Source organism: Staphylococcus sp. 231237_7MaSpsaltlick, assembly GCF_043107035.1.
In genome coordinates, this window is the sequence record NZ_JBICNX010000044.1 from 1 (window position 1) to 11561 (window position 11561).

The window sequence follows — 11561 nt, forward strand, 5'->3', positions numbered from 1 at the left end:
ATCCTCTTTATTAAATGGAATATTTTCATATAATAATTTACCATGCGGAATATTGACTGCTTGATCTAAGTGCCCATTATTCCACTCTTCTTCATTACGTACGTCAAGTATATATTCTTCTTTACCAGTCATATCAACGCTATGGATGGATTGGGTTAAAATTTCTGATTTTGGTAAACGATAACCTGCTACATTATCAAATCCAATTAATTGTAAAGTATGCGCTGCTTGTTCAACGGTAGATTTATCACCAATTAAATCTATACTATTTTCATAGTCTAAATACCAACCGATTTGGTTAATAAAGTTTTTGTTGTAAGGAATATTGATTGTCCCTTTAGTATGACCACCATGAAAGGCTTCTTTGCTACGAAGATCAAATGCTATTCTTTCATTGCTTAAACTAGGATAAACATTGTATGGTTGATATAATTCCATACCAAATTGGTTAATTTTTTTCATTTGTGTAAAATGATGTGGTGGCGCTGGTTGATTTGATGTTAATGTTTCAATGAATTTAATTTCATCAGTTTCACTAAATGCCCAGTTATTTATTTTTTCATAACCTAGCGTAGACATTGGTACGGCGCCTAATGCTTTACCACAAGGACTTCCAGCACCGTGGCCTGGCCAAATTTGAATATAATCTGGTAAATCTTTAACACTTTCTATAGATTGATACATTTGTTTCGCACTAACTTCTGTAGAACCTTCGACTTGAACTGATTTTTCTAGTAAATCGGGTCTACCGATATCACCAACAAAAATAAAGTCACCACTAAATAAACCCATTGGAACACTTGAGCCGCCACCTTCATCCGTGAGTAAGAAACTAATACTCTCTGGGGTATGACCAGGTGTATGCAATACTTCTAATTTAATGTTACCTACATGAATAATATCTTGATGTTTAACAAAATGTGTTTGTTCTGGCATATTACGATAACTTAATTCATCGTCACCTTCGCCAGATACATATACGTTTGCATTTAATTGTTCTGCCACATCTCTAATGCCTGAAGCAAAATCAGCGTGGATATGGGTTTCTGCAGCTTGTGTAATTGTAAAACCTTCGCTATCTGCAACTTCCATATATTTTGTTAAGTCACGTACAGGGTCAATTATTATTGCCTCTCCTGTGCGTTGACAGCCAACTAAATAAGATGCTTGAGATAAATTGTTATCGTAAAATTGTTTAAAAAACATATAAAGAACTCCTTATTTTAATAGATTTAATTAAATAAATAAATTATGACTCGCGTTTTCAGTATCACCTATATAAGTGCCTACACCGCCGTACTCAACTTCGTCTCTTAATTCTTCTTTCTTAATGCCCATGACATCCATGCTCATCGTACATGCGATTAATTTGATATCTTGGTCGATTGCTTGGTCGATAAGTGATGGTAATGAATCAACATTTTTCTTTTTCATTACGTAGCGCATCATGATATTACCTAAACCGAACATATTCATTTTAGAGAGTGGCATTTTCAAGGGTGTTTTTGGCAACATAAAATCAAACATTTTTGCGATACCTTTCTTTTTAACGTTAGCTGTTTGCGCTTTTTTCAACGCGTTAAGTCCCCAGAAAGTGAAAAAGATGGTTACATCTCTTCCTGCAGCTTTAGCACCATTCGCAATAATCATTGCTGCCACTGCTTTATCTAATTCTCCACTAAATAGTACAATTGTAGTGCCTTTAGACGTATGACTCACTTCTAAATCTTTGGGTTGTTCTTTTTGAATAATCGCTTTAATTTCATTGTCACCCCCATCAAGTTTTACTAATGTGTGTCCCGTTTGTTTCGCCCAGCTTTTAATATCACTTGCGAATCCTGGATCTGTGACTGTAACCTCAATTTGGTCACCTTCTTGAATATTTTTTACTTCTTTACTGATATTTACAATAGGGCCTGGACATTGAAGACCACTATAGTTTAATTGTTTACGCTCTGCTTTAATTTCTACATTTGTGTTTTCTTCTTTTGTATCATCGCTGACGTTTTTTTCTTCATAAGCTTTATAGCCGCCGTCTAAATTTACAACGTCATAACCTTGTTCAGCTAAATATTTACTAGCTTTAGCACTTCTGTTACCACTTTTACAGTGTACATAATAGGTTTTATTTTTGTCTTTATTGAACGACTCAATCTCATCTACAGGATGCAGTGTGGAACCATTGATGTGCCCCAATTCATATTCTTCTTGTGTTCTTACATCAATCAATTGACCTTGAGAAGTTAATTTTTCTAATTCTGATTTACTTAAATCATTAATATGTTTTTCATTATATTGTTTCATAATAACCTCCTGTTAAATACCTATAAGGGTATGTTAAAAGATATAACTCTTTTTGTCAAATACCCCCGCACGTATTTGACAAACTTGTTTTAATTTATTATTATGACTCTATTCAATTAAAAGTGGAGGAAATTACTATGAATTATGATAAAAACATGATCAATCGTATTAATAGAGTACAAGGGCAATTAAATGGCGTTGTAAAAATGATGGAAGAAGAAAAGCATTGTAAAGATGTGATTACGCAACTTAGTGCTTCAAAAAGTTCATTACAAAGATTAATGGGGATTATTATTAGCGAAAATTTAATTGAATGCGTCAATTCAGCTGATGACAACAATGAAGATTCACAAGAAATCATTAATGAAGCTGTTAACTTATTGGTGAAAAGTAAATAATGGATATTATAAATATTATCATTATGTTGCTCATCGGAGTGTTCGGAGGATTTATATCTGGTCTAGTAGGTATAGGTGGCGCTATTATTATTTACCCAGCCATTTTATTGTTACCGCCACTATTTGGGGCTCCTGCATATAGCGCGTATATCGCATCAGGACTTACTTCTAGCCAAGTCTTTTTCAGTACCTTAAGTGGCTCTTTGAAAGCAAGAAAAAAACCAGAATTCTCACCCCAGTTGGTCCTTTATATGGGAGGAGGTATGATTATAGGGAGCATGTTAGGGGCTTTGCTAGCAAATTTATTTGATGCTACATTTGTAAATATGGTGTATATTATCATTGCTTTACTTGCATTAATATTAATGTTTATTAACGTAAAACCTAGTTCAGACCAATCTTCCTTTAATAAGCCTTTATTGGTTATTGTGGGTCTTTTCGTTGGCATCATTTCGGGTATAGTTGGAGCAGGCGGCGCCTTTATTATTATTCCTATATTATTAGTTTTATTCAAATTACCAATGAATACGGTGGTTGCTAATAGTATAGTAATTGCTTTTATATCTTCAATTGGCGCCTTTATCATTAAACTTATACAAGGTTACATTCCTTTAGAAGATGCGTTATTTTTAATAATAGGGAGTATTATTTTCGCTCCGTTAGGTTTAAAATTAGGTAAAAAACTCCCTAGTTTTGTACAAAAGTGGATCATCAGTATTTTAATTATTATTGCGATTATTCAAATTGTTTTATAAATAAGAAAGAGAAGTACAACTAATATTTGTACTTCTCTTTCTTATTTATAAAGTTAAAAAATTCTCATATAGCAAGTAAATTGACATGCTACATTCGTTTGTATGATTAGGGTGTATGAGAAAGGGTGTTAAAAATGATAGTTGGATATGCAAGAGTTTCTACCGTTGATCAAAATTTGGATAGACAAATTGAAAATTTGCAATCTTTTGGTGCTGAGAAAATCTTCACTGAAAAACAATCAGGGAAATCTATAGAAAATCGACCTGTATTTCAAGAAGTATTAAATTTTTTAAGAATGGGAGATCGTTTAATTATTGAGTCTATTGATAGACTAGGAAGAAATTACGATGAAATAATCCAAACAGTTAATTATTTAAAAGATAAAGAAGTTCAATTAATGATAACGAGTTTACCCATGATGAATGAAGTGATTGGTAATCCATTACTAGATAAGTTTATGAAAGATTTAATCATTCAAATATTGGCAATGATTTCAGAACAAGAAAGAAATGAAAGTAAACGTCGACAAGCTCAAGGTATTAAAGTAGTCAAAGAAAAAGGTATTTATAAAGGAAGACCTGTTCTGTATTCTCCCGATGCTAAAGACCCTCAAAAAAGACTTGTTTATTATCGTATTGTTGAACTACTGAATAAAGAAATGTCAATTAGTAAGATAGCTAAAAAAGTCGGTATAACAAGGCAAACTATATACAGAATTAAAAAAGAAAGAAAATATTAAGAGAAGTACATTTGATATTAAAATCCTGCGCAGTTTCTATGGAGTTCAGCAATTATCGGTTTATTTACTAAATAGAATGGGAATTAATTTAAGAGATTTAGATTTCATTGGAGGTGTATCAAATGACTGATAAACAATATTACAATCTGGTTCAAACGCTACATGAATGTATGGAAGCGTGTAATCATTGTTACGATGCCTGTTTGAAGGAAAAAGACATGACAATGATGGCAGAGTGCATCCGTCTGGATCGTGAATGCGCAGACATCTGTGCATTTTTAGAACAATCGCTAACAAGAAATTCACCATTTGCTTCTGATTTGGCGACAATATGCGCCAAAGTATGCGGAGCATGTGGTAATGAATGTCAGAAGCATAACCATGACCATTGTCAAAATTGTGCAGAGACGTGCTTTAAATGTGTAGAAGCTTGTAAAGAAATCGCGTAAACAAAACCAAATAATATAAGGAGTGGCACATTGGAGATAAAGCCCCCATGTGCCACGTTTTTATTTCTTGCAACTAAAGAAACGAATATAAAATAAGTATGTGCCTGGAAACACAGCAATTTAACCCAGCAATATGAATATACCTCTTGGACGTCGGTTTACCACAGTCATAATGATAATCAGGATATCAAGTATAAAACCAGCGCCTTTGCCTAGTTTGCTCTCAACTTCAATATTCCCCCATGCAATGCCACAATTTCTTTGGCGATGGACAAACCAAGACTAAAGTTTCTATTTAAATGGCTATCAAATTTTCTGAACGCTGAAAAATAAAAAATACTAAATAATATATACGTCCAGGGGGTATATGTTATACTCACATTATCTTATTACTATCTCTAAAAATATAAAATTAGGAGGTTTTATTTTGCCGAATAATGAAAAACATCAAAATCATGAGAATCATAGCCATCAAGAACATGAGAATCACGCTAGTCATGGCGATCATGCACATCATCATCATGGGAATTTTAAAAGTAAATTCTTTATTTCTTTGATTTTTGCGATACCGATTATTATTTTATCACCCATGATGGGGGTTAAATTACCGTTTCAATTTTCATTTACAGGGTCAGATTGGATTGTATTAATTCTTGCTACTATTTTATTCTTTTATGGAGGAAAGCCATTTTTATCAGGGGCTAAAGATGAAATTTCAACTAAAAAACCTGGAATGATGACGCTTGTTGCTCTAGGTATTTCAGTTGCTTATATTTATAGTTTATACGCCTTTTATATGAATAATTTCAGTGGTTCATCCACACATACAATGGACTTTTTCTGGGAATTAGCGACTTTAATTTTAATCATGTTATTAGGTCATTGGATTGAAATGAACGCAGTAGGTAATGCAGGCAATGCACTGAAGAAAATGGCAGAACTTTTACCTAATACTGCAGTGAAACTGATTGATAATAATCAACGAGAAGAAGTTAAAATATCAGATATTTATATTGACGATATTGTGGAAGTCAGAGCAGGCGAAAGTATACCCACAGACGGAATCATTGTTCAAGGAGAAACATCAATTGATGAATCATTAGTTACTGGCGAATCAAAAAAAGTTCATAAAACTCATAATGATGATGTTATTGGGGGTTCAATTAATGGTTCAGGCACAGTACAAGTTAAAGTGACAGCTACGGGTGAAAACGGCTACCTATCTCAAGTTATGGGTCTTGTTAACCAAGCGCAAAACGATAAGTCAAAAGCTGAACTCCTCTCGGATAAAGTCGCAGGTTATTTGTTTTACTTTGCCGTAGGAATTGGGCTGATTTCATTTATTGTATGGATGCTTATTCAAAATAACGTTGATTTCGCACTCGAACGACTTGTAACCGTATTAGTTATTGCTTGTCCTCATGCATTGGGATTGGCAATACCTTTAGTTACAGCACGTTCTACTTCTATAGGCGCACATAATGGTTTAATCATAAAAAACAGAGAATCTGTAGAAATCGCACAACACATTGATTACATCATGATGGATAAAACTGGGACACTTACTGAAGGTAACTTTTCAGTGAATCACTATGAAAGTTTTACGAACGAGCTAAATAATGAAGAAATATTGAGTCTATTTACTTCATTAGAAAGTAACTCTAATCATCCACTTGCCACTGGTATTGTTGATTTTGCTAAAGGCAAAAATATTTCATATGCTACTCCTCAAGAAGTTAATAATATTCCAGGTGTAGGCTTAGAAGGCACAGTTGATAATAAAAAACTCAAAATAGTGAATGTTTCTTATCTCGATAAAAGCAATTTTGATTATAATAAAGAACAATTTACGAATCTCGCTCAACAAGGGAATTCTATTAGTTATCTAATTCATGACCGACAAGTTATTGGTATTATCGCACAAGGCGATAAAATTAAAGAAAGTTCAAAACAAATGGTTTCGGATTTATTATCGAGAAACATTACGCCAGTCATGCTTACAGGCGATAATAAAGAAGTGGCACAAACAGTGGCTGAAGAATTAGGTATTAGTGATGTCCACGCGCAATTGATGCCCGAAGATAAAGAAAGTATTATCCAAGATTATCAAAGCAATGGTAGCAAAATCATGATGGTTGGTGATGGTATCAATGATGCGCCAAGCCTTATTAGAGCAGATATTGGTATGGCAATTGGCGCAGGGACAGATGTAGCTGTTGAATCGGGGGATGTCATACTCGTTAAAAGTAATCCTTCTGATATTATCAATTTTTTGTCCCTTTCAAAAAATACGATGAAAAAAATGGTTCAAAATTTATGGTGGGGCGCAGGATATAACGTGATTGCAGTTCCTCTTGCAGCTGGTATATTAGCTTCTATTGGTTTAATATTATCACCTGCTGTGGGTGCAATACTTATGTCTTTAAGTACGATCATCGTAGCAATTAATGCATTTACATTAAAATTAAAATAAAAGAGGTAAATATAATGTATAAAAAAATGTTCACAATTTTAATTACGTTATTTTCTATAATGTTTATGGTTCCTAATGATACTTTTGCAGAAGGTAAGCACAACATGATGGACATGAAAGAAAATGATCAAAAGCGAAATGATATGATGGATATGAAAAGTCATGACGAAAGAAAAAATTTGAATTCTTCACAAGGAAAAAATGAAATAACATTTCCCAAAGTTTTAGATCCTAAAAAAGATAACAATGGTTATAAAAGTTATACATTAAAAGCGCAGAAAGGAAAGACAGAATTTTACAAAGGTAATTTCTCTAACACTTTAGGATACAATGGAAATTTACTTGGGCCAACTTTAAAATTAAAAAAAGGAGATAAGGTTAAAATTAAGTTAGTCAACAACTTAGATGAAAATACAACATTTCATTGGCATGGGTTAGAAATAGATGGAAAAGTGGATGGAGGCCCTTCTCAAGTTATAAAACCAGGAAAAGAAAAAACAATAAAATTTGAGGTTAAACAAGAGGCTGCTACATTATGGTATCATCCCCACCCCTCCCCAAATACAGCTAAACAAGTTTATAATGGTTTATCAGGGTTATTATATATAGAGGATGACAAAAAGAATAATTATCCTAGCAATTATGGGAAAAATGATTTGCCTATAATAATCCAAGATAAAACATTTGTATCTAAAAAATTAAATTATACAAAAACGAAAGATGAAGATGGTACTCAAGGTGATACAGTCCTTGTGAATGGGAAAGTAGATCCTAAATTAACAACAAAAGAAGGAAAAATACGTTTGAGACTTTTAAATGGCTCCAATGCTCGGGATTTAAATCTTAAGCTAAGTAATAATCAAAGTTTTGAATATATTGCTTCAGAAGGCGGCCATTTAGAAAAGACTAAAAAGTTAAAAGAAATTAATTTAGCTCCTTCAGCAAGAAAAGAAATAGTAATAGATTTATCTAAAATGAAAGAAGAAAAAGTCAATCTTGTTGATAATGATGAAACAGTAATTTTACCAATTATTAACAAAGAAAAAAGTACTAACAAAGACACTACTCCAAAAGTAGATAAAAAAATCAAATTAGAAGGTATGGACGATAATGTTACTATTAATGGCAAAAAATTCGATCCTAACAGAATAGATTTCACACAAAAGGTAAACCGGAAAGAAACTTGGGAAATTGAAAACGTCAAAGATAAAATGGGTGGTATGAAGCACCCGTTCCATATCCACGGAACGCAATTTAAAGTTTTATCAGTGGATGGGAAGAAACCTTCAGAAGATATGAGAGGCAAAAAAGACGTTATATCTCTGGAACCTGGACAAAAAGCCAAAATAGAAGTGGTTTTTAAAAATACTGGGACATACATGTTCCATTGTCACATACTTGAGCATGAAGATAATGGAATGATGGGACAAATAAAAGTAACAAAATAATTTATAAGGAGAATTCAATATGATGAAAAAATTGAGCTCAATTATAGTAGCTTCAGGATTAGTATTATCAGCTTGCTCAACGGGTAGTAAAGAAGAAAATAATGGTTCTAAAGATCAAAAAGAAGAAGAACACATGGAACATAAAAGTGAAAGCAAGGCTCCAGATGATATGAAGCGTACAGACGATAGTAAATTTAAAAAAGGGGATGAAGTTACTATTACAGCAGGACATATGCCCGGTATGAAAAATGCGGAAGCTACTGTAAAAGGTGCTTATGAGACTTATGCTTATGTCGTGAGTTACACACCTACAAATGGTGATGAAAAAGTTAATAATCACAAATGGGTCGTTAATGAGGAAGTTGCAGATGCCCCTGAAAATGGATTCAAGAAAGGTGATACAGTTAAATTAGAAGCTGACCATATGCCTGGTATGAAAGGTGCAGAAGCTCAAATTGATGATGTAGAAAAAACAACCGTTTATATGGTGGATTATAAATCAACAGAAAACGATGAGATGGTTAAAAATCATAAATGGATGACAACTGACGACCTAAAATCTCGTTAATGTCTATCATTTTAAAGCTTTAAAGTATTTAGTTAGTGATTGATAAATGCAATGAGAATCCCCTTTGTTAAATAGACAAGTAAACAAATAAAATTTATGGCCACTCTCATATCCACAATAATGAGAGTGGCCATTTGTTTAGAAAAATTAAATGATTTTAATGAAAATGAGGGGATCTTTTATAATTTATCAATGGAATTTCGAAAAATATAAAAAATGGAATAGTGAATGTATTGAGCTTTATCATTTATCAAGAAAAGTTATTCTAAATTAGCAGGTAAAGTCACAAACATTCATTACTGACTGATTAGGGCTTACCCTAATCAGTCAATTTTGTTTATTACGCTTTTTGCTTTTCTTATTTTATAATTTTCCATTTTATTACGGATATATTGTTTATCCTTTTCATTTAACTCTGTTAAACATTTATAAAGATACTCAAAGTGCAAAAATAACATTATTGCATTTTGTTTTGTTCCATACTTATTGTCATAACCATGCATGATAGAATGTCTATTAATTCCATTTATATTTTTATCGCCAAATTTAAAGGCTCTTTTTAACTTGGATTTGTAGTATTCCTTAATTTTGTCATAATCATCATCAATATAATAATCATGATTAGATTTGTACTTGTTTATTGTTTCTTCTATTACAATATTAAAGAGATTATAATCAGTTCTTCCTTCATAATTTACAGAATTAAATATCAGTCCTTCTAATCTTGCTAATAATGCAGGGATTATAAGATAATAATATCCATGTTTATATCCATCTAGTATCTCTTTTAATATAGTAATTTCTTCTTGTGGTAAGTTGTAAGTGGTTACTTGGCTTTTTAAACGATCAAAATGAATTTCATCAAAATATCTTGTCATTATCAAATTAATATTTTCTATAGTTACCTCTTGATTATTTGAATTCATTTCAATATAATTCATGACTTCACTTATAACGATAAAATCTATTGGTGGATAGTCATAGTTAATAAAAATTGAATTAATTCTAGCTGCATTATTATTAAAGCTCTTTAAAGCATCTTTTAATTCATCTAAATTAGGTATACTTTTATCTAAAACTTTTACTGTTTCAAATATTTTCTTTCTGAATTCATCATTTATATCTTCTATGTTTTTATATATACTATTAAAATTCAATTTATGTTGTGTAATGTTTTCACCAAGGTTATATTTCATTTTTAAAATCCTTTCTTTGTTTACATAATGACAGTTATCTACATTTAAAACGTATTACCTCCACTTCTCAGGGTTTAACTGAATTTTTATTAAATTAGTATATTTGTTTAATAGTATATCAATTTAATGATTTTGCATTCCTAACCACTATGATGTTATAATGCAATTAACAAAGATGTCGTGCATGTATGCACCAAATCCCCTAACTATGCCAGTAGTTAGGGGATTTTTTGGTGTGACTAGTCGCCTATTTATCATTGCGTTTGCGTAGCCAGTTCGCAAATAAAGCAACGATGCAACCACTTGCTGCTGTGGTCATGATGTTTACAAAGATGTCGGTCATTGCGTATGCACCTCCTCTCTACGTCAAATTGACGCCAGAGATAGGCGACTCCACTATTATACCATCTGTTAATCTACAAGCATATGCACTTCCGATAAGTTGAATTATGTCATCACAAAGATAAAATAATATAGTTACTTCGGTTAAAATAATACAATTTCCACTTTTTCTAAAGTCAAAATGTTTATAATAAATATGAGTATATTATTAAAAAACTTTGCAAATATTGAAATGAATTAGTTAAAGATGAACTAACTAAAATACTATTACAGTTTATTTAGATGCATTAATAAAATTGTAAGTGTTTTATACTTAAGGAGGATTTTAAATGTCGAAAGAAAAAATAACTAGAGAAAAAACATCTATTAAAATACACAGAACTTTCAAACCATTATTTGATGAATTAGTAGCAGAAGAACGAGACAGTAAAATAGATTTTATGGATGCGTTGTTAGTATTTTATGCTAAAGAAAACCATCCAGAGATTTTAGAAGCCTTTAAAAACCAGGAATTAAAAACGCAAAAAAATGAAAAAGCAAAGGATCTATAAATAAATGTAGTATTTATTATCATTATTCATTTGTCTACCAATGTTCCTTTATAAGCAGTCAATAATGCATAAAGAAAGATACGTTTAAATGAAAATGAGACAATACATATCTAAAATACAAAGCGCTTAATAAAAATAATTAATCTATTAAGCGCTTTGTTTACTTAATCAAATAAATCATAAATTAATGATTTCTGAAAAAGGAATCCTTGCTCTTTTCTCAATTTATATAAATTAGAACACGTTTGCACATAATCAAATATCAAAAATGATTTTTAAAAAGAAGAGATTAAAAAAATCATTAGTGAATAAACTTCTAATTCTTCATACCAACATA

General features: G+C 31.6%; 12 protein-coding genes. 8 read left to right on the plus strand and 4 right to left on the minus strand.

From position 1 onward, the window contains the following. Positions 1 to 1206 (minus strand): persulfide dioxygenase-sulfurtransferase CstB (gene cstB, locus ACF91D_RS28625; RefSeq protein WP_392438194.1); only part of this gene is annotated, 1206 nt, incomplete at its 3' end. Positions 1207 to 1236: 30 nt separating this feature from the next. Continuing rightward, positions 1237 to 2304 carry a persulfide response sulfurtransferase CstA gene (cstA, locus tag ACF91D_RS28630; RefSeq protein WP_012816716.1) on the minus strand — a complete coding sequence of 356 codons (1068 nt, stop codon included), beginning with the start codon at positions 2302 to 2304 and terminating at the stop codon, positions 1237 to 1239. A 137-nt stretch (positions 2305 to 2441) separates the two neighbouring features. On the opposite strand from cstA, the gene cstR reads away from it, so the two are divergent. From cstR to ACF91D_RS28665, 7 genes are all read left to right on the plus strand, one after another. After that, positions 2442 to 2702: a persulfide-sensing transcriptional repressor CstR gene (gene cstR, locus ACF91D_RS28635; RefSeq protein ID WP_031863946.1), complete on the plus strand. Its 261-nt coding sequence runs from the start codon at positions 2442 to 2444 to the stop codon at positions 2700 to 2702. Beyond that, the gene (locus ACF91D_RS28640) at positions 2702 to 3457 is read left to right on the plus strand and encodes a sulfite exporter TauE/SafE family protein (RefSeq protein WP_031917996.1); all 756 of its coding nucleotides are present in this window, start codon (positions 2702 to 2704) and stop codon (positions 3455 to 3457) included. Before cstR ends, ACF91D_RS28640 begins: the two co-directional genes overlap by 1 nt. A gap of 134 nt (positions 3458 to 3591) precedes the next feature. Next, positions 3592 to 4197, plus strand: a complete 606-nt coding sequence (locus ACF91D_RS28645) for a recombinase family protein (protein WP_031917995.1) — start codon at positions 3592 to 3594, stop codon at positions 4195 to 4197. A 122-nt stretch (positions 4198 to 4319) separates the two neighbouring features. Continuing rightward, positions 4320 to 4646: a four-helix bundle copper-binding protein gene (locus ACF91D_RS28650; protein ID WP_031917994.1), complete on the plus strand. Its 327-nt coding sequence runs from the start codon at positions 4320 to 4322 to the stop codon at positions 4644 to 4646. Positions 4647 to 5073: 427 nt separating this feature from the next. Beyond that, entirely contained in the window at positions 5074 to 7119 is a 2046-nt protein-coding gene (copB, locus tag ACF91D_RS28655) for a copper-translocating P-type ATPase CopB (protein WP_080947926.1), read from the plus strand. A gap of 14 nt (positions 7120 to 7133) precedes the next feature. Continuing rightward, positions 7134 to 8567 (plus strand): multi-copper oxidase Mco, encoded by a 1434-nt coding sequence (mco, locus tag ACF91D_RS28660; RefSeq protein ID WP_000277153.1) that lies wholly within the window; start codon positions 7134 to 7136, stop codon positions 8565 to 8567. A 19-nt stretch (positions 8568 to 8586) separates the two neighbouring features. Continuing rightward, entirely contained in the window at positions 8587 to 9135 is a 549-nt protein-coding gene (locus ACF91D_RS28665; RefSeq protein WP_392438196.1) for a YdhK family protein, read from the plus strand. 323 nt (positions 9136 to 9458) lie between these two features. Here ACF91D_RS28665 and ACF91D_RS28670 read toward each other — a convergent pair whose 3' ends face one another. Beyond that, positions 9459 to 10331, minus strand: coding sequence for a hypothetical protein (locus ACF91D_RS28670; RefSeq protein WP_392438197.1), 873 nt, complete (start codon positions 10329 to 10331; stop codon positions 9459 to 9461). 247 nt (positions 10332 to 10578) lie between these two features. Continuing rightward, complete coding sequence (locus ACF91D_RS28675; protein ID WP_002510758.1) at positions 10579 to 10674, minus strand: type I toxin-antitoxin system Fst family toxin; 96 nt, start codon at positions 10672 to 10674, stop codon at positions 10579 to 10581. A 328-nt stretch (positions 10675 to 11002) separates the two neighbouring features. Between ACF91D_RS28675 and ACF91D_RS28680 the strand changes: the two genes are divergently transcribed. Continuing rightward, on the plus strand, positions 11003 to 11224 hold the full coding sequence (locus tag ACF91D_RS28680) for a hypothetical protein (RefSeq protein ID WP_002440830.1): 222 nt from the start codon (positions 11003 to 11005) through the stop codon (positions 11222 to 11224). The last annotated feature ends 337 nt before the right edge of the window (positions 11225 to 11561 follow it).

What these genes read in the sequence shown, in the direction of transcription:
- ACF91D_RS28675 (WP_002510758.1), bottom strand. Translation starts at nt 10,674, where the DNA reads ATGACCGACATCTTTGTAAACATCATGACCACAGCAGCAAGTGGTTGC.
- mco (WP_000277153.1), top strand. Translation starts at nt 7,134, where the DNA reads ATGTATAAAAAAATGTTCACAATTTTAATTACGTTATTTTCTATAATG.
- ACF91D_RS28645 (WP_031917995.1), top strand. Translation starts at nt 3,592, where the DNA reads ATGATAGTTGGATATGCAAGAGTTTCTACCGTTGATCAAAATTTGGAT.
- ACF91D_RS28640 (WP_031917996.1), top strand. Translation starts at nt 2,702, where the DNA reads ATGGATATTATAAATATTATCATTATGTTGCTCATCGGAGTGTTCGGA.
- ACF91D_RS28680 (WP_002440830.1), top strand. Translation starts at nt 11,003, where the DNA reads ATGTCGAAAGAAAAAATAACTAGAGAAAAAACATCTATTAAAATACAC.
- cstR (WP_031863946.1), top strand. Translation starts at nt 2,442, where the DNA reads ATGAATTATGATAAAAACATGATCAATCGTATTAATAGAGTACAAGGG.
- cstA (WP_012816716.1), bottom strand. Translation starts at nt 2,304, where the DNA reads ATGAAACAATATAATGAAAAACATATTAATGATTTAAGTAAATCAGAA.
- ACF91D_RS28670 (WP_392438197.1), bottom strand. Translation starts at nt 10,331, where the DNA reads ATGAAATATAACCTTGGTGAAAACATTACACAACATAAATTGAATTTT.
- ACF91D_RS28665 (WP_392438196.1), top strand. Translation starts at nt 8,587, where the DNA reads ATGATGAAAAAATTGAGCTCAATTATAGTAGCTTCAGGATTAGTATTA.
- ACF91D_RS28650 (WP_031917994.1), top strand. Translation starts at nt 4,320, where the DNA reads ATGACTGATAAACAATATTACAATCTGGTTCAAACGCTACATGAATGT.